Source organism: Sorangium sp. So ce362 (assembly GCF_051519845.1).
Lineage (GTDB): Bacteria > Myxococcota_A > Polyangia > Polyangiales > Polyangiaceae > Sorangium.
On sequence record NZ_CP150332.1, the window covers coordinates 10099060 to 10117496 of the forward strand.

The following is an 18437-nucleotide window of genomic DNA, read 5'->3' on the forward strand; positions in this document are numbered from 1 at the left end:
GCGCGACGGCCACGGTAGCACGAGCCGACCGCGAGACTGCGCGGCTTTCGCCTCGATGCGAGGAAGCGCGCATCCGACAGGCGCGCAGCGGGCGCGCATCCGACAGGCGCGCAGCGGGCGCATCGGCCAACGGGCGCATCGCGCGCGCGCACCGGGGCGGCAGGAAAGAGGCGCCGGGGCGGGAAATCTGCTAGCCGAGGCGCATGAGGTCGTGGTGGGCCGCAGGGGTGTTCGGCGCGTCGCTCACCTTCGCCGGGGCGACGGCCGCGGAGCCGCCGGCGCTCACGTGGGCGGCGACCACGCGATCGCCGCAGCCGACCGCGGCGCTCGCGCCGGAGATCGCCGCGCTCGCGTCGCGCTGCGGGAGCGCGGACACGGCGCTCGCCGCCGTCGCCCGGCGCAACGTCGAGCGGCAGCTCCAGGGAGGGGAGATCATGCCGCCCGATGAGCTCGCATTCGCCCTGCGCGCCGCGGGCGCGCCGCACGCCTGGCCGCGGGGCTGGTCCATCTCGGGCCGAGGGCTCGGGCCGGCGGACGTCGGCGCGCGGCTCGACGGGTGGATCGCGGGCTGGACCGCGCTCGGGGTGCGGCGATGCGGGGTGGCCCAGGCGAAGAAGCCGGATGGGACGATGATCGTGGCCGCGGTCGGGGTGGACGCGCTCGCGGATCTGTCGCCGCTGCCGACGAAGGCGCGGGTGGGGCAGTGGGTGACCCTCGAGGGGACGATGCGGGTCCCGGCGACCGCGGCGAAGGTGGTGCTGCTGGGGCCGCGGGGCGGGCCCAAGACGGTGGTGAGCTCGCTGTCGGGCGCGCGGCTCCGCTCGAGCTTCGCGCTCGACCAGCCGGGGAGCTGGCTCGTGCAGGTGCTGGCCACGGTGTCGACCGGGCCGAGGCCCGTGCTGGAGGCGATGATCTTCGCGGGGAGCGCCCCGCCGGGCCGCTACGTCCGCGCGACCGCGCCCGGCGAGGAGGCCGCGAAGGGCGCGCAGGGCGACGAGCACGCGATGCTGCGGATGATGAACGCCGCGCGGGCCTCGGAGCACCTGCCGGCGCTCGCGCGCGACGCGGCGCTCAGCGCGCTGGCGCGGGCGCACTCCGAGGAGATGATCAAGGCGAAGATGGTGGGCCACGACGTGGGCTCGGGCGACCCGGCGGCGCGCCTCAAGGCGGCCGGCTACCAGGCCACGATCGCGGGCGAGAACGTGGCCAGCTCGAGCACGACCGCGGGAGCGCACCGCGCGATCTGGGCGAGCCCGTCGCACCGGGGCAACCTGCTCGACCGGCGCTACGGAAGGACCGGCGTGGCCGTCGTGCGCGACCCGGGCGGCCGGGTCTGGGTGACGCAGCTGTTCGCGGGGTGATCGCGGCCGTCAGGCGGCGGCAGCGCCGGGTCTGGCGCCGCCGATGCTCTCGACGGAACCGGCCGAGCGCCGCCAGCGCGTCCGCGAGCCGGCGCGCGGCTTCCACCGCTTCCACGGCGAGCAGGCGCCCGGAGCCCGGAGTCGCCGGCCCGCGGCCTCACCCGGCCTTCGGTCGGCTCGCCCGGGCGGCCGCCGTTCCGCGCGTGTATCCTTGCACGCGATGGTTGCACGCCCGCTTTACGTCGGTATCGACCTCGGCACCACGAACTCGACCGCGGCCGCCTTCGACGGCGAGAACGTCACCCTGGTCAGGAACGCCCAGGGCGCGACGCTCACCCCGAGCGTCGTGCGGATCGACGCGCGCGGGGCGACCACGGTCGGCGCGCGCGCGCGCCGGTTCCTCGAGAGCGATCCGCAGAACACCCGCGCGGAGTTCAAGCGGCTGATGGGGACCGCCCAGCCGATCGAGTTCGCGGCGGCGAAGGTGACGAGGAAGCCCGAAGAGCTCGCCGCCGAGGTGCTCCGCTCGCTGCGCGCCGACGTCGCCGAGCACCTCGGGGCCCTGCCCTCGTCGGCGGTGATCTCGGTGCCCGCGCTGTTCGAGCTGCCCCAGAGCTCGGCGACCTCGGAGGCGGCGCGGCTCGCGGGGTTCGAGCGCGTCGAGCTGATCCAGGAGCCGGTCGCCTCGGCGCTCGCGGCCGGCTGGACGGTCGAGGAGTCCACGGGCAGCTGGCTCGTCTACGACCTCGGCGGCGGGACCTTCGACGTCTCGCTGCTCGAGACGCGCGACGGGCTGCTCCGCGTCGTCGGGCACGACGGCGACAACTTCCTCGGCGGGCGCGACTTCGACTGGGCCATCGTCGACTGGGCGCTCGCCGAGATCGCGCGCGCCCAGGGCGTCACCGTGAGCCGCGCCGACCCGCGGCACGCCGCCGCGCTCCGCAAGCTCAAGCTCGCGGTCGAGGACGTCAAGATCGAGCTCACCCGCGCCGAGGACGCGGCGCTCGCGATCCCCGCGGCGTTCGAGGTGGACGGCGCGCCCGTCGACGTCGATCTGGTCCTGCAGAGGTCCACGCTCGACGCGCTCTGCGCGCCGATCATCGACCGCTCGATCGAGGTCTGCAGGCGGCTGCTCGCGGCGCACGGCCTCGACGCGTCGCAGCTCGCGCGCGTCGTGCTCGTGGGCGGACCGACCGTGATGCCGGCGCTGCGGGCGCGCGTCAGGGACGCGCTCGGCGCGCCCTTCGGCGAGGGGCTCGACCCGATGACCCTCGTCGCGCAGGGGGCCGCCATCTACGCGGCGACCGCCGGGCTCGACGCGCGCGCATCCGCCTCGCGCGCGGGGGCGAACGAGGGCAAGGAGGAGGGCCGGCGGCTCTGGCTCCAGTACCCGGCCATGTCGTCCGACCTGACGCCCCACGTGGTGGGCCGCGTCATGGAGGGGCCGGGGGCCGCGCCCGAGCGGATCCGGCTCGCGCGCGAGGGCGACGGCTGGACGAGCGCCGAGGCGCCGCTCGACGCCGAGGGGGCGTTCGTCGTCACCGTCGACCTGCTCCCGCGCCGGCCGAACGTGTTCCGCGTCGAGGCGACCGCGGCCGGCGGCGCGACGGTGCCGGTCCACCCGCAGGCGATCACCATCGTCCAGGGGCTCACGATCAGCGATCCGCCGCTGTCGCGCACCGTCGGGGTCGCGCTCGCGGACAACTCCGTGCGGGTCTACTTCGAGCGGGGCGCGCCGCTGCCGGCCCGGCGGACGTTCGTGCACCACAGCGTGGAGAGCGTGCCGAAGGGCTCCGGCGCGTGCGTGCTGAAGATCCCGATCGTGCAGGGCGAGCTCGACGTCGCCCACCTCTGCCGCGTGGTCGGGAACCTCGAGATCGACGGGAGCGGGCTCACCCAGGCCCTGCCGGCGGGCTCGGCGATCGAGCTCACGCTCGAGCTCGATCGGGGCGGGCACCTGTCGGCGCGCGCGCTGATCCCGTCGCAGGGGCTCGTGTTCGAGCGCGTCGCGCACCTCCTCGTGCCCGAGGCGGCGCCCGAGGTGCTCGACGCCTCGCTCGCCGCCATGCGCGAGCGGCTCGCCTCGGTGCGCGAGAGCGCCCTGCGCAGGGACGCGCCGCACGCGCTCGGCAAGGTCACCTACGTCGAGTGCGCGCTCGTCGAGGTGGAGCGCGACGCGGCCGCGGCGCGCGGCGGCGACGCCGACGCCGGGCAGAAGGCGCGCCGCGCGCTGCTCGAGCTCGACGTCCTGCTCGAGCAGGCCGAGGCCGACAAGCGCTGGCCGGAGCTCGAGGCCGAGGCGCAGGCCTCCGTCGCGAACGCGTCGGCGTGGATCTCGCAGCTCGGGTCGAGCACCGAGAAGGCGCTCCTCGAGGAGGCCGCGCAGGGCGTGGCGCGGGCGCGCGCCGAGAAGAACCAGGTCGAGCTCCAGCGGCAGCTCCGCCTCGTCCGCAACCTGAGCAGCGCGGCGTTCCAGCGGCACCCGAAGGCGTGGGTGTGGATGTTCGAGGACGCCGCCTCCGAGGCGCACCAGGCCTCGGATCTGGTCCGCGCGCAGAGGCTCGTGCGCGACGGGCGCGGCGCGGCGGAGCGCGGCGACACGGCCGCGCTGCGGGCGATCACCGAGGAGATCTGGCGGCTCTTGCCGGTCGACGCGCAGAAGCGCAGGCTCGGCCACGAGTCGGGGGTGCGGTGATGGACGGCGCGCTCGGGCGCATCCGCGACAACCCGTTCTACGTGCTCGGCCTGCGGCCGAGCGCGAGCCGCGCGGAGGTCGAGCGCGAGGGGCAGAAGCTGCTCGGGATGCTCGAGCTCGAGCTCGCGAGCGCCGCGACCTACCCGACGCCTGTCGGCCCCGGCGCGCGGACGGCCGACAAGGTGCGCCAGGCCATGGCGGCCCTCCGCGACCCGGAGCGGCGCCTCGCGCACGAGGTGTGGGCGCGGCTCGATCCGAGGCCCCCGCCGGTGGACGAGCTCGACGACGACCTCGGCGAGCTGCCGCCGCCGGAGCCGCCCGGCGAGGATCCGCGCGCGCCGTGGCCGGAGGCGCTGGCCGCGCTCGGCTGGAGGTCGCGATGAGCTGGGGCCTCCTCCTGGCCCTCGCGATCGCCGTGCGGATGATCAGCGAGGCGGCCGCGCGGAAGGCCTCGCCCGGAGCGCCGCCGCGCCCCGGCGCGCTCGGCGCGGGCACCTGGCACGCCGCCGTGCGGCTCGTCCTCGCGCCCGCGGCCGTCGTCCTCGCGATCGGCCTCGCCGCGGGTCAGCTCTGGTGCGCGCTGCTGCTCGCGCCGCTCGTGCCCTTCATCGCGCCCTGGCTCGTCGCGCGATACGCGTTCATTCCGCTGGGATTGCCGCGCGTCGCCTACCACGTGACGCTGCTCTCGGACTGGACCTGGCGCGCCGACCGGAGCGGCGGCGCGGCGCTCGCGGCCGCGTGGGCGCTCTGCCGCGCGCGGAGGCCGGACCCCGCAACGGAGGCCTGGGTCAGCGAGCGGATCGAGGGCGCCGACGAGCGCGGCGGGGCGGTTGCCGCGCCGCGCCCGGAGCCGCTCCGCGGGGCGGGCGTCGCCGCCGGCGCGCTGCTCGCGGCGCGCCGAGGCGACCTGGAGGGCGCGCGGGCGCTCTTCGACAGCGTCGCCGGCTTCGATGAGCGCGCCTGCCCCCGCGAGGCCCGCCGCATCGCCGCGGGCTGGCTCGCCGCCGACGCGGCCTCCCGCGGCGACTGGACGGCCGTGCACGATCGCGCGCGCGAGGGGGGCGGCCGGGCGCTGTCGCTGCTCGGCGCCGTCGCCGCGCGGGTGCTCGGCGAGGAGCCCGCGCCGGGCGCGCTCGCGCTGTGGCTCCGCTGGCTCGCCGCGCCCCGCCGCCGCGCCACGCTCCCGCTCTTGCGCCGCGCCCTGGCCGCGGGCGAGGGCGCGGCGCGCCCGGAGCCGGAGGAGCCCGAGCCGTGCGCCGCCAAGGTGGCCGAGGGCGACCTGTGGAGCCGCGCGGTGCTGCGCCACGCGACGCTGCTGCTCCGGCCGTGCGGCGAGGTCTCGGGCGACGAGCTCCGGCGCCTGGCCGGCGCGTGGGACGCGGCGCTCGACGACGAGCGCGCCCAGGCCGAGCTCCGCGAGCGCGCGCTGTCGCTCGGCGCCTCGGGCGCGCAGGCCGCGCTCGGCCCGCTCGCGCGCGCGGTCGAGGAGGACCTCGCGGCGGCGCTGCGGGCGGCGCGCGTGCCGCACGCGGCGTGGGACGACCTCGGCGCGACCCTCGGCCGCACGCGCCGGCGCCTCCGCGACGAGCTCCTGTCCGAGGTGGAGCTCGCGTGCGACGCCCTGCGCCGCCGCGTCGACGAGAGGCGCGAGCTCCCGGCGCTCTCGGAGTGGCGCGAGTGGACCTCGCTGCGCGCGCAGTACGAGGCCGCGGCCGAGCTCGTCGGCACGGAGCTCCGCCGCCTCGCGTTCCCCAAGGTGCACGCCGACGTCTGCCACGCGGCCGTCTGGCTGTTCAACACGCGCAAGGAGCGCGCGATCGCGAACGCGATGTTCCGGTGGCTCCTCGCCGAGGCCGAGGCGCTCGAGGACGCGCGCCTCGCGGGGCTCCAGCGCGCCAACGTCGGGTGCGGGGTGTGACGCGGGAGGTCACGCCCGCGCCGCGCGCCGGGGCGCGGGCGAACCCCTCCGGCGCAGCCGGGCTGACCGCATGATCGAGCTCGACAAGCTCACGAAGCGCTACGGCGGCACGATCGCGGTCGACGGGGTCTCGCTGCGCGTCGAGGAGGGCGAGCTCCTCGTCCTCCTGGGCGGCTCGGGCTCGGGCAAGACGACCACGCTCAAGATGGTGAACCGCCTCATCGAGCCCACGTCGGGCGCGATCCGGATCGGCGGGAAGGACGTCACCGGCGAGCCGCCGCACGCGCTGCGCCGGCGCATCGGCTACGTCTTCCAGCGGCTCGGGCTGTTTCCGCACCTCACCGTGGCGGAGAACATCGGCGTCACGCCGTCGCTGCTCGGCTGGGACGCGGCACGCATCCGGGCGCGCGTCGACGCGCTCCTCGAGCTCTGCGAGCTCGATCCGGCGGCCGTGCGCGATCGCCGCCCCGAGGAGCTCTCGGGCGGCCAGCAGCAGCGGGTCGGGGTCGCGCGGGCGCTCGCCGCCGAGCCCAGGGTGATGCTCCTCGACGAGCCGTTCGGGGCGCTCGATCCGCTGACGCGCGACCGGCTCCAGCAGTCGTTCCTGGCGATCCGGCGGCGGCTCGGCCTGACCGCGATCTTCGTGACCCACGACCTCGTCGAGGCCCTCCTGCTCGGCGACCGCATCGCCGTGATGCAGGGCGGGCGGGTCGCGCAGGTGGGGACGCCGCGGGAGCTCATGACCGCCCCCGCGGGCGAGTACGTGGCGCAGCTCGTCGGGACGCCGAAGCGGCAGGCGGCGGTCATCGATTCGCTGCTCCTGGAGGAGGAGCGCCGGCCGTGAACGAGCAGCTCGCCCTGCTCCCCGGGCGCCTCCTCGCGCACCTCGAGCTCACGCTCGTCGCGCTCCTCGTGGGGACGGGCGTCAGCGTGCCGCTCGGCGTGCTGATCTCGCGCACGCGCCGGCTCGAGCCGCCGGTGCTCGCCGTCGCGAGCGTCATCCAGACCGTGCCGAGCCTGGCGCTGCTCGCGTTCATGGTGCCCGCGCTCGCCGCGATCGGCGCTCCGAGCATCGGCACCCTGCCGGCGCTCATCGGGCTCGTGCTCTACAGCGTGTTCCCGGTCCTCCAGAACACGGTGGTGGGGCTCTCCAGCGTCGATCCGGCCCTGATCGAGGCGGCCGAGGGCGTCGGCATGACGCCGCGCCAGCGGCTCCGCCGCGTGGAGCTGCCGCTCGCCATGCCCGTGATCGTCGCCGGCATCAGGACGGCCACGGTGTGGACGGTGGGGACCGCGACGCTCTCGACGCCCATCGGCGCGGAGAGCCTCGGCAACTACATCTTCAGCGGGCTGCAGACGCGCAACACGGCGGCCGTGCTCGTCGGGTGCGTGGCGGCGGCGGCGCTGGCGCTGGTGCTGGACGGCACGGTGAGGGCGCTCGAGATCGGCCTCCGGCGGCGTCGCCGGGGGCTCGTGGCGGCGGCGATCGGCGCGCTCGTCCTGCTCTACGCGATCGCGGCGGTCGGCTTCGCGCGGGGGGCGCTCGGGGGCGGCGCGCGGCGGATCGCCATCGGATCGAAGACCTTCACCGAGCAGTACATCCTGAGCCGCGTCCTCGCGGGGAAGATCGAGCGGGACACGGGGCTGCCCACCGAAGCGGTGGAGTCGCTCGGGTCGATGGTGGCGTTCGACGCGCTGAGGACGGGCCAGATCGACGCGTACGTGGACTACTCCGGGACGCTCTGGGCGGCGGTCATGAAGCGGAGCGACGCCCCGACCGACCGGGCCGAGGTGCTCCGCGGCGTGAAGGAGTACCTGCTCGAGGAGCACGGGATCGTGGTCGCCGCCGCGCTCGGCTTCGAGAACACCTACGCGCTCGCCATGCGGCGCGAGCTCGCCGAGCGGCTCGGCGCGCGGACCCTCAGCGATCTCGTGCCCGCGGCGCGATCGCTGTCGATCGGGGCAGACTACGAGTTCTTCCAGCGCGCCGAGTGGAAGACGGTCGAGCAGCGCTACGGGATCGCGTTCGCGAAGCAGCGCAGCATGGATCCCTCGCTCATGTACGAGGCCGTGCGGGCGGGCGAGGTGGACGTCATCAGCGCGTTCTCGACGGACGGGCGCATCGTGTCGTTCGACCTGCGCGTGCTCGAGGACGACCGGCGGGCGATACCGCCCTACGACGCGGTCGTCCTCGCGAGCGCCCGGCTCGCGCGGGAGCACCCGGAGGTGATCGAGGCGCTGCGGGGGCTCGAGGGCAAGATCGACGCGGAGCGGATGCGGGAGCTCAACGTGGCCGTCGACGAGCAGGGGAAGTCCCCCGCCGAGGTGGCGGAGGCGCTGCTGCGGGGGCTCTGACGGGCCGGCGCGAGCCCGCCCCGCTCACCCGCCGCTCCGGTCGCCCGCGGGCGCGTCGCCGGCCGGCGCCCCGGCGCGCGGCCGCCTGAGCGTCACAAGGCGCTCTTCCTGGAGCGGCTCGGGCTGGATCGTGCAGTGGGTGAGCGCGTGCCGCTCGCGCAGCCGCCGGCTCACGGCCGCGGCCACGTCCGTCCCGTGGTGCCCCTTGGCGAGCACCACGTGCACCGTGAGCACGTTGAAGCCGTCGGAGATCGACCAGACGTGCAGATCGTGGAAGTCGAGCACGCCGGGCACGCTCCGGATCGTGTCCTCGACGTGGGCGAGATCGATCTCGATCGGGCTGCCCTCCATCAGCACGCGCGACGTGTCGCGCACGAGCCGCCAGCCGCCCCAGAGCACGAGCGCGCCGATGCCCGCGCTGATCGCCGAGTCGGCCCGCGTCCAGCCGAAGGCGAGGATGAGCACGCCGGCCGCCATGGCGCCGACCGAGCCGAGCGCGTCCGACAGCACGTGCGCCAGCGCGGCCCGCGTGTTGATGTTGTGCCCGCCCTCGCCGGTCGAGAGCAGCACCGCCGCGACAACGTTCACGAGCAGCCCCAGCGCCGCGGTGATCGCCAGCGCCTCGGCGTGCACCGCCTGCGGCTCGCGCCACCGGTGGACGGCCTCGAAGAAGATCCAGATCGCCGTCAGCGCCAGGGCGATGCCGTTGGCGAACGCCGCGAGCACCTCGGCGCGCCGGAAGCCGTACGTCCGCGCGCGCGTCCGCGCCTGCGCGGCGATGCGCTGCGCGATGATGGCGAGCCCGAGCGCCGCGGCGTCGGCGAGCATGTGCCCCGCATCGGCCAGGAGGGCGAGGCTCTTCGACCACCACCCGACCGCCGCCTCGACGACAAGGAACGACGTCGTGAGCGCGAAGGCCGCGATCAGCCGCCGGAGCGGCGCGCCCCGGTGGTCGTGGTCGTGGCCGTGGTGCCGCGGGTCGCCGTGGTCATGATCATGGTCGTGACCGGGCGCGCGGGGATGGCCGTGTCCGTCGCCGTGCCCGTGCGGGTGCTCGTGGGCGACGCCCTCGTGCTCGTCGGGCACCTCCATCGCAGCGCCGGCGCGGCTCACACCCGCTCGATGACGGTCGCCACGCCCATCCCTCCGCCGATGCACAGCGTGATCAGCGCGGTCCCCTTGCCGGCGCGCTCGAGCTCGTCGAGCGCCGTCCCGATGAGGCAGGCCCCGGTCGCGCCGAGCGGGTGGCCGAGGGCGATCGCGCCGCCGTTCACGTTGACGCGGTCGAGCTCGATGTCGAGCTTGCGCGCCGTCTGCAGCGGCACGGCCGCGAACGCCTCGTTGATCTCCCAGAGATCGATGTCGCGCGCCTGCATGCCCGCCTTCCTGAGGGCCCGCTCCGACGCGGGCGCCGGGGCCGTCAGCATGATCACCGGCTCCGCCCCGGCCGTCGCCGCGGCGCGGAGCCGCGCCCGCGGCTTGAGGCCGTGCGCCTTCACGTAGTCGCCCGACGCGAGCAGCACCACCGCCGCCCCGTCCACGATGCCGCTCGAGTTGCCCGCCGTGTGGACGTGCTGGATCGACCTCACCTGCGGGTACCGCGCGAGCGCCAGCGCATCCACGGTCTCGCCGCCGGGGCCCATCGGGGTCGCCCCGAGGCCGGCGAACGCCGGCTCGAGCTTCGCGAGCGCCTCCATCGTGGCGCCGGCCCGCGGGTGCTCGTCCCGGTCGAGCAGCGGCTTGCCGTCGAGATCGACGACCGTGAACAGGCTCTTCGCGAACCGCCCCTCGCGCGCGGCCCGCTCGGCCTTGTGCTGGCTCTCCAGCGCGAAGCGATCGACGTCCTCGCGCGAGAAGCCCTCGATCGTCGCGATGAGGTCCGCCGAGATGCCCTGCGGCACCATCGCCAGCTTCTTGCGGAGGGCGAGGTTGTTCCCGTCGAGGGGCGCGCCGTCCGAGCCCATCGGCACGCGCGACATGCTCTCGACGCCGCCGCCGACGGCGACCTCCTGCTGGCCGGACATGACCCCCATCGCCGCGAAGTTGACCGCCTGCGCGCCCGAGCCGCAGAAGCGGTTGACGGTCACGCCGGTCACGCCGTCCGGCCAGCCGGCCGCGAGGACGGCGGCGCGCGCGAGGCATGCCCCCTGCTCGCCCGCCTGGGTCACGCACCCGACGACGACGTCCTCCACGTCGTCCTTGCGGATCCCTGTCTTCTCGGCGAGGCGATTCAGCGCCTGCGCGAGGAGCTCCTGCGGATGCACGCCGGAGAGCGCTCCCTTGCCTGCCTTGCCGCGCCCCCGCGGCGTGCGAACGGCATCCACGATGAAAACGTCTCGCATGTCAGGCCTCCCGCGCTCGGTGTCCGGCCCGTCCTTAGCACACGACCCGTTCCCGGGGCAGCCCGCTCGCGCCGGGTCTCGGTGGACCTGAACCGGCGCGGATCGGCTATGCTCGCCGCCGATGACGGACCGCTCGCAGCGCATGGTTTGGGTCGATCTCGAGATGACGGGGCTCGACGAGAGCTCGTGTGCGATCGTGGAGATCGCGACCATCGTCACGGAGCCCGACCTGACCGTGGTCGCCGAGGGGCCGTGCCTCGTCATCCACCAGCCCGAGGACGTCCTCGCAGGGATGAGCGACTTCGTCCGCGATCTCCACGAGCGCTCGGGGCTCCTCGCGCGCATCCGCACCGCCACGCTCTCCGTCGGCGACGCCGAGTCCGAGACGCGCGCGTTCCTCGAGGCGCACTGCGACAAGGGCACGGCCGTGCTGTGCGGCAACTCCGTGTGGAAGGACCGCGCCTTTCTGCAGCGCTACATGCCGGCGCTCCTCGCCTTCCTGCACTACCGCATCGTGGACGTCTCCACCCTCAAGGAGCTCGTGCGCCGCTGGTACCCGACGCGCTCCGCGCCCAAGAAGCGCGAGATCCACCGCGCGCTCGACGACATCCGCGAGTCGATCGAGGAGCTCAGGTGGTACCGGGCGAACGTGTTCCAGCCGCTCCCGGGCGGCGAGCTCCGCTGAGCGGGCACGGCGACCCGCCATGCGCTCGATCGCGAGCGCATCCCCGAGCCCGCCTCCCCGCACGCAGCCCTCCGCGTGCCCACCCGGGAGGCGAGCTGCGCGCTCGACCTGCCCACCCGGGAGGCGAGCTGCGCGCTCGACCTGCCCACCCGGGAGGCGAGCTGCGCGCTCAACCTGCCGTCCGATGTCCTGGACCGTCCGAGGTCTGCTCCCAGCGGCCGACGCATCCGCGTCGACGGCAACGAGGAGAAAAATATCGGCAACGTGAGAAATCTAGATCGATCGAGGGAATGCATTTAGTAGGGTAGCCATGCGTCCAGGCCTCCGGCACGAGGTCTGCGGCGCGGACGCCCCGGCGGCCCCAATCCGCCGGGGTGTCGTTTGCCAGCTGGGCTGCGGCTCGCCTCAGAAAAGCTGGTCGCCGTACCACCGCTGCCGGGGGCTGCGGTTGACCTCCACGGCCGGGGTCGTGGCCATGGACGCGGGCCCGACGCGGCGTGTCACGCGGGACCTGAAGGCTGGCCTCTCGACGGCAGGGCTCACCGCCTCGGGAGCGCCGGGATCGCAGTGCACCGGTGGGGCCAGCACGGAAACGTCTTCCACATCACCGGAATGAGCCGACGGATCGGCCGGCTGCGGGGACGGCGTCTCCCGGCGGGCGACGTACGAGCTCAGCGTCGCCGCGACGCCGGCGCTCGCCAGCGCGACGATCAGGAGCGCCCCGCCGAGCCGCAGGAGGCGGCGGCGCGGGGCGGCGACCTGGACCGCGGGGTGCCGCATGGCCTCGGGGGGGAGGGTGCCGGTGGGCAGCGTGTTGCGCGACGCCGGGGCGGGCACGCTCCGTTCGGTGTCCGGCGGCGGCGCTCCGCCGGCGAGGGGCGCCGGGTCGGCGAAGAGCAGCGGTCGCACGGCGGTCATGAGCTCCTGGACGGTCTGGAAGCGCGCGTCCGGATCCTTCGCGAGCGCTCGGGCCAGCGCCTCGCTCACCGGGGCCGGCACGCCCTGGAGCGGCGGCGGCACCTCGTCCAGCGCGCACACATCCAGGTCGTCGCGCCCCTCGAAGGGGCGCCGGCCCCCGAGGACGCAGTACAGCAGCATCCCGAGCCCGTAGACGTCGGTGCGCTGGTCGATCCCACACCCACGCGCGCGCGTGTCGTCGAAGAGCTCCGGCGCCCGGTACCGCGCCGCATCCGCCACGGGGTCCGCGGGCGACCCGAACAGCCGGTGCAGCCCGAAAGCCCTGAGGACGGCGGCTCCCTGGCTGGTGATCACCACCGTGTGCGGGCCGACATCCCCGTGCGTGAGGCCCAGCTCGTGCGCCGCGCCGAGCGTCCGCGCGACGTCGACGCCGATGTCGTACACGACGGCGCGGAGCCGGGGCAGCAGATCCTCCACCGAGGGATCGTCGCTCGGCTGGGCGGCAATCCACCCGGCATTGCCCTCCATGCCGCCCGCGATCCCAGGCACGATGCCGTGCATCGCCGGAGGCAGCGAGAGGAGCCGATCGAGCTCGCCGCGGAACGCCTCCGCGTCGAGGCCGACATCCTCCTGGACATAAAGCGTCACCTCGCGACCGTCCGCGTCGAGCGCGCGATAGGCCTCGGCCGGAGCCGGGGAGTCCAGGCTGGCGACGATGGTGTACCCCGCGAACTCCTGGCCCAGGATCACCATGGGCCCTCCGCCGCGAGCCCCTCGAACGCAGCGGTTTCCAGGCTTCCGCGCGGAAAGACAGCAGAGCGAAGCGCGACCTGCGATGTTGAATCAACCCAAGAAGTTCTGCTCACTGCGTCGGACCTCCGGCACGAGGTTCGAGTCCATGACACCCCCGGATACGGCTCGGGGAACATCGATTGGCGCGAGGATAACAGAGGTCACCGGCGCGCGGAAGCCGTCGCCAGCGCGGATCGAGGATCACGAAGCGAGCGAGACGGCGGGCTCACTTTCCGGAACGACGGCTCGACGACGGGGTACGCCCGGAAGCGGCCCGCTCCGGCGGGCGCGACCTGGGCGGAGCCGCCAGGCGAGAGCGCTCGGGATCCTCGCCGGCCAGGGCGAGCATTGCTTGCTTTCTCGTCGAATCGTCAGGCTCCATGAGCAGAAAGAGGATCGCGTTCTGGAGCGTCTCCTCGGCCTGGTCAAAGAGCTCTGCCACGACGGACGCGACCGGGCTGCGCCCGTCGCCGGGCAGGAGGAGGCGCGGCTCGCACTGGAGCCCCTGGGCGATGAGGCCGAGCGCGCCGATCCCGAGATCCCGCTCGCCTCGCTCCACCTGCCGCAGGTACGTGGCCGAGAGCTGCGCGCGCTCGGCGAACTCCTGCATGCTGAGCCCGCGGAGCCTCCGGAGGATGTGGATCGCCTGACCGACCTCCCTGGGGAGCGTATCGCGCATGCGCGCGAGCCTAGCAGGCAGAGCTCGCCCGAGCCGGCGAGAAGGACCCGGGGGCGCTACAGGTACCCTTCGGCCTGCAGCGCGAACATGCGCGCATAGCGCTGGCCGCGGGCGACGAGCTCGTCGTGGGTGCCCTCCTCGACGATGCGCCCGCCGTCGAGGACGAGGATGCGGTCGGCCATGCGCACGGTCGGGAAGCGGTGCGAGATGACGATCGTCGTCCGCCCCTTGGACAGCGACCGGAACCGCTGGAAGACCGCGTGCTCGGCCTCGGCGTCGAGCGCCGCGGTCGGCTCGTCGAGCACGAGGATGTCGGCCTGCTCGCGCATGAAGGCGCGCGCGAGCGCGATCTTCTGCCACTGCCCGCCGCTCAGCTCGACGCCGTCCTTGAACCAGCGCCCGAGCTGCGCGTCGAGGCCCCCGGGCACGGCGGTCACGACCTCCTCCGCGCCGCCCTCGGACACCGCGCGCTCGATGCGCGGCTCGTCGGCGAGGTGCTCGAGGCTGCCGAGCCCCACGTTCTCGCGCAGCGTGAGCTGGTATTGGTTGAAGTCCTGAAACACGACACCGATCCTCCGGCGGAGCTCGTCGAGATCCCAGGCGCGGAGGTCCTTGCCGTCGAGCAGGATGCGCCCCTCGGTGGGCTCGTAAAGCCGCGTGAGCAGCTTGATGAACGTCGTCTTGCCAGCGCCGTTGTGCCCGACGAGCGCCAGGCTCTGCCCGCTCGGGATATGGAGATCGATCCCCCGGAGCGCCCAGCGCGACTGGCCGGGATACCGGTAGCCCACGCCCTCGAACCGCACGCCCCGCTCGAGCGCGCCGTCGTTCGACACCGAGGGCGACACCGAGGGCGAGTCGCCGCCCGGCAACGCGGGCGGCCCGTCGGTCGGGATGCTCAAATACTGAAAGAGATTCGACATGTAGAGGTTGTGCTCGTACATGCCGCCGACGCCGGCGAGGACGGCCTGGAACGCCTGCTGGCCCTGGCGGAAGGCGGCGACGTAGAGGACCATCTCGCCGAGCGAGAGCCGCCCCGCCGCGGCGGAGACCGCCATGGCGCCATAGCAGCCGTAGAACGCGGCGGTCCCGAGGAGCGACAGGCCATAGGACCACCCGGCGCGGCGGACCGCGAGGGCGCTGTCCTCCCGGTAGAACGACGCGGCGAGCGCCCTGTACCGCTCGAGGAACATCGGACCGAGCCCGAAGAGCTTCACCTCCTTGGCGTGGCCGTCGTTGGCGAGCACGTACTCGAGGTAATTGAGGCGGCGGGCCTCGGGAGAGCGCCAGTTCCGGAGGCGGAACGCCGCGCCGGAGAAGCGCGCCTCGGCGACCGTGGCGGGGATGGCCGCGAGGACGAGCGCGAGCACCGCGAAGCCGCTGAAGCTGACGAGCATCGCGGCGTACCCCGCGAGCGTGATCAGGTTCTGCACGAGCGAGAAGCTCTCGGTCACGATGGACGCGGGGCGCGACGAGGCCTCGCGCCGCGCGCGGGTGAGCTGGTCGTAGAACTCGGAGTCCTCGAAATGGCGGAGCTCCAGCGAGAGCGCCTTCTCGAGGATCATCGCGTGGATGTCGTTCGAGAGCCTGGCGCCGAGCAGCTGCCGCGTCAGCGAGAGCCCGCGCTGCGCGAGCGCGAGCGCGGCCACGAGGCCGAGCTCGACCGAGACCCACACGAGCGTCGCGCGCTCCTCGCGGGCGACCACCGCGTCCACGATCGTCTTGCCCACGTAGGCCACCCCGAGGGGCAGCACCGCCGCCGCGAGCGTGAGCGCGCCGAGCACGAGGCTGGCGGCCTTCGACGAGCGCCAGACGAGCTTGAGCGTCCGCGGGGTGTAGGCGAAGCTGTCCCGCAGGCGGGAGAGGCCGAGCATGACGGCGGATTCTAACCACGCCGCCGCGCTCCGCCCGCACAGGCCCGCGCCGCCGGTCGCGCCTCGCCGCAGGGAGAGCGCGCGGACGGCCGCGGTGGCGGGCGCGCGCCGGGCGCGGTATCCCGGGGGCTCCGAACCAGGAGGTTCTTCATGTCGAGCATGTCCAATTTGACGATAGGCTACGGAGCGCTGCTCACAGCGCTCGGCGTCGGCGGCTTCGCGGCGACGAGCGCGCCGACGGCGCTCATCCCGGCCGGCTTCGGGGTTGTCGCGCTCGGGCTCGGCCTGCTCGCGAGGAACGAGAAGTACCGCATGCACGCCATGCACGCGTCGGCGCTGATCGGCATCCTCGGCTTCCTCGGCTCCATCCGCGGCCTGTCCCAGCTGCCGGCGCTGCTCTCCGGCGGCGACGTGGCGCGCCCGCCGGCCGTCATCGCCCAGTCCCTGATGGCCGTCCTGTCCGCGGGCTTCGTCGCCCTGTGCGTGCGCTCCTTCGTCGCGGCGCGCCGCGCCACCGCCCGCCCCTGAGCGCGGCGCGCCCCCCCCCGAGAGCGCCGCCTGGGCCGGGAGCCCAGGCGCCCTCGCAGAACCCCTCTCCCCCCTCACCCCCCGGCCAGAGCGCTCCGAGCGATCCTGTCGGCCGCGCGCTCCACCGGCTCCACCGGCTCCACCGAACGATCGGCTCCTGTCGAATCCGTAGAGAACGGCCGGTGCGGCGGCGCCCTGCGCGCCGATGAGCTCCCCTCCCCTCCCCTTACTCTGCACGTCCCATCTCCGTATGTCCCATCTCCGCGCGTCGGAGCCAGACTCCGCGCCGCCGGCAAATCTCTCCATGTCGATTATTTGGCAATCTGATCCAGCAGTCCGGAATGCCAGAAATCCGCGCGCAAATGGCCAGATCGGTGCCCTCGATGGCCGTGCATGATGTACTGTCGTCGTCACCAGACCATCAACTACGAGAAGAGCGAGCACCATGCTTCGACGCGTCATTGCATTGGGGCTGACGGCGCCTTTTTTCCTGTCGTGCGGGGAGGATGGTGCCATCATGATCTGGAATTGCAACGAGTGCCCCGAGCGCTGGACCTGCACCGAGAATGCCTGTATACCGCCTCACTGCAGCAATGGCATCCAGGATGATCATGAAGGCGAGACCGACACCGACTGCGGCGGTTCGTGCGGGGCTTGCCGCTTCGGAGGCTCCTGCGAGACGGGAATCGACTGCAAGGAGGGCGTCTGTCGCCTCGGGGTGTGCCAGGCCCCGACGTGCGTGGACGGCGTGGCGAACGGCTTCGAGACCGGCGTCGACTGCGGCACGCGCTCGTGCCCGCTCTGCCCCGCGGGCGAGGGGTGCCTCGCCGGGGAGAACTGCGGGTCCGGGGTGTGCAGGGAGCGTGTCTGCCAGGAGCCCTCGTGCGACGACGGGGTCCTGAATGGAAGCGAGCTCGGCGTGGACTGCGGCGGGGCGTGTCGGGCCTGCCGGTAGCGCGGGGATCGCGGCGAGGCGACCGGGCCCCGCGGCGCTCGCGGCGCGGCGAGAGGTCGACGCGACGGGGGAGCGCCTGCTGCTTCAGCGGGGATCGACGGCGGGCGCGGTCTCCAGGCTCACCGTGCCGCCGGTCGCGATCCAGCGGAATCCGTCGATGAGCGCGGTGGAGTCGAAGCGATCGTCGCCGGTGTCGAAGAGGATGAACCGGAGCGAGATCTCCTCGCCGCCGCGCACCGGCGCCCGGGTCTTGAGCCACCGGGTGCCGCCGTCGTGGCGCGGGCTGAAGCCCGTCCCCACGAGCTCGCCCGAGCCGAGCGGGCATCCGTCGCAGACATCGAAGAACGCGATGTTGACGCTGACCGGCCTGCCCTCCCCGTCGAACGAGAGATTGCCGTTGTACGATCCGGGAGGCGCCGGCGTGGCCAGCGCGACGAATTGGTCGTTGAAGTCCTCGCAGACCCACTCCGGATATTCGTACGTATAGAACTTGAAGAGGAACTCGTAGCCGGTCGCGTTCCGCGGCGCGCGGAGGACGACCTCGAGGCCGATGTCGTCGTTGATGAAATCGGAGGGAGGACAGTCGGGGTTGTCCTGGGGGAACCCGGGCGGCGCGGCGCCGGCGCCGTAGCTCGAGCAGCTCTCGGACCAGCAGGCGTCCGGGTGGTCGGGCAGGCGGGCGCGCCCCGTCGAGAGCGCGAGCAGGCGCGCGCCGCCCTGCACGCGCACGTTGGGCCCGAACCCGTCGAAGAGGCCGACGGCGGGCGATCGCGCCGCGGGCGAGCCGTCCCCGCGGACGTACCTCGCGGAGAGCACGCCCCAGCGCACGTCCTCGCGGGAGGCGAACGCGCAGAGGTCGATCGCCCTGGCCCCGTTCGCCGGATCGAAATCCTCGAGCGAGAGGCCGTCGTCGCAGGGAGGTGCGACGTTGTCGATCGCGCCATCGCAGTCCTCGTCCGCCGGCGCGGGGATCTGGCCGCTCGCGTCGGGCTCGGTGACCTCGACCTCGATCGCGCCGGGGTTCACATTTCCATCGGCATCGTTGCAATCGCCGCCCGCGGGCGTGAACCCGTCTCCGTCGCTGTCCGCGTGGGGGTCGGTGACGGGGCCGGCGCCGCCGCTGACCGACCCGGGCCCGCCAGGCTCATCGAGCCCGCCGGGGTCGTCCTCGCCGCCGGCGTCCGGGGGCTCCGCGCGCCCGTCGCCCGCGCCGCCCTGCGCAGGCGAGCCCCCGACCGCCGAGCACCCGAGCGCGACGAGGAGCGCCGCCAAGGCGGCAACGCCGGGAGCGGGGGGAGCGAGCCGTCGTTCAGTCATGCTGCACTTTGCCACGAGGTC

15 protein-coding genes are annotated in these 18437 nt (G+C 74.2%); 9 read left to right on the forward strand and 6 right to left on the reverse strand.

Annotated elements, in window-relative coordinates; translation table 11 throughout:
• Positions 1-203 precede the first annotated feature (203 nt).
• The 6 genes from WMF17_RS38910 (at position 204) to WMF17_RS38935 (ending at position 8329) form a co-directional block, all read left to right on the forward strand.
• The gene (locus tag WMF17_RS38910; RefSeq protein WP_437646088.1) at positions 204-1361 is read left to right on the forward strand and encodes a CAP domain-containing protein; all 1158 of its coding nucleotides are present in this window, start codon (positions 204-206) and stop codon (positions 1359-1361) included.
• A 220-nt stretch (positions 1362-1581) separates the two neighbouring features.
• The gene (locus WMF17_RS38915) at positions 1582-4056 is read left to right on the forward strand and encodes an Hsp70 family protein (protein WP_437646090.1); all 2475 of its coding nucleotides are present in this window, start codon (positions 1582-1584) and stop codon (positions 4054-4056) included.
• Entirely contained in the window at positions 4056-4439 is a 384-nt protein-coding gene (locus WMF17_RS38920) for a hypothetical protein (RefSeq protein WP_437646092.1), read from the forward strand. Before WMF17_RS38915 ends, WMF17_RS38920 begins: the two co-directional genes overlap by 1 nt.
• On the forward strand, positions 4436-5974 hold the full coding sequence (locus WMF17_RS38925; RefSeq protein WP_437646094.1) for a hypothetical protein: 1539 nt from the start codon (positions 4436-4438) through the stop codon (positions 5972-5974). Before WMF17_RS38920 ends, WMF17_RS38925 begins: the two co-directional genes overlap by 4 nt.
• A gap of 70 nt (positions 5975-6044) precedes the next feature.
• Positions 6045-6818: an ABC transporter ATP-binding protein gene (locus WMF17_RS38930; protein ID WP_437646096.1), complete on the forward strand. Its 774-nt coding sequence runs from the start codon at positions 6045-6047 to the stop codon at positions 6816-6818.
• Entirely contained in the window at positions 6815-8329 is a 1515-nt protein-coding gene (locus WMF17_RS38935; protein WP_437646098.1) for a glycine betaine ABC transporter substrate-binding protein, read from the forward strand. The genes WMF17_RS38930 and WMF17_RS38935 overlap by 4 nt, the downstream gene beginning before the upstream one ends.
• A 24-nt stretch (positions 8330-8353) precedes the next feature.
• Here WMF17_RS38935 and WMF17_RS38940 read toward each other — a convergent pair whose 3' ends face one another.
• A complete protein-coding gene (locus WMF17_RS38940) occupies positions 8354-9442 on the reverse strand; it encodes a cation diffusion facilitator family transporter (RefSeq protein WP_437646100.1) in 1089 nt (362 codons plus the stop codon).
• Entirely contained in the window at positions 9439-10671 is a 1233-nt protein-coding gene (locus tag WMF17_RS38945) for an acetyl-CoA C-acetyltransferase (protein WP_437646102.1), read from the reverse strand. Before WMF17_RS38945 ends, WMF17_RS38940 begins: the two co-directional genes overlap by 4 nt.
• A gap of 121 nt (positions 10672-10792) precedes the next feature.
• Here WMF17_RS38945 and orn point away from each other — a divergent pair, with 121 nt between their 5' ends.
• The gene (orn, locus tag WMF17_RS38950) at positions 10793-11356 is read left to right on the forward strand and encodes an oligoribonuclease (RefSeq protein WP_437646104.1); all 564 of its coding nucleotides are present in this window, start codon (positions 10793-10795) and stop codon (positions 11354-11356) included.
• Positions 11357-11761: 405 nt separating this feature from the next.
• Here orn and WMF17_RS38955 read toward each other — a convergent pair whose 3' ends face one another.
• The 3 genes from WMF17_RS38955 to WMF17_RS38965 form a co-directional block, all read right to left on the reverse strand.
• Positions 11762-13027: a serine/threonine protein kinase gene (locus tag WMF17_RS38955; RefSeq protein ID WP_437598498.1), complete on the reverse strand. Its 1266-nt coding sequence runs from the start codon at positions 13025-13027 to the stop codon at positions 11762-11764.
• A gap of 265 nt (positions 13028-13292) precedes the next feature.
• Positions 13293-13745: a helix-turn-helix domain-containing protein gene (locus tag WMF17_RS38960; RefSeq protein ID WP_437598500.1), complete on the reverse strand. Its 453-nt coding sequence runs from the start codon at positions 13743-13745 to the stop codon at positions 13293-13295.
• A gap of 56 nt (positions 13746-13801) precedes the next feature.
• On the reverse strand, positions 13802-15616 hold the full coding sequence (locus WMF17_RS38965; protein ID WP_437598501.1) for an ABC transporter ATP-binding protein: 1815 nt from the start codon (positions 15614-15616) through the stop codon (positions 13802-13804).
• A 150-nt stretch (positions 15617-15766) separates the two neighbouring features.
• Between WMF17_RS38965 and WMF17_RS38970 the strand changes: the two genes are divergently transcribed.
• A complete protein-coding gene (locus tag WMF17_RS38970; protein WP_437598502.1) occupies positions 15767-16144 on the forward strand; it encodes a hypothetical protein in 378 nt (125 codons plus the stop codon).
• Positions 16145-16661: 517 nt separating this feature from the next.
• Positions 16662-17099, forward strand: a complete 438-nt coding sequence (locus WMF17_RS38975) for a hypothetical protein (RefSeq protein ID WP_437598503.1) — start codon at positions 16662-16664, stop codon at positions 17097-17099.
• 84 nt (positions 17100-17183) lie between these two features.
• On the opposite strand, the gene WMF17_RS38980 is transcribed toward WMF17_RS38975, so the two are convergent.
• Positions 17184-18416 (reverse strand): choice-of-anchor L domain-containing protein, encoded by a 1233-nt coding sequence (locus WMF17_RS38980; RefSeq protein ID WP_437598505.1) that lies wholly within the window; start codon positions 18414-18416, stop codon positions 17184-17186.
• Positions 18417-18437 lie beyond the last annotated feature (21 nt).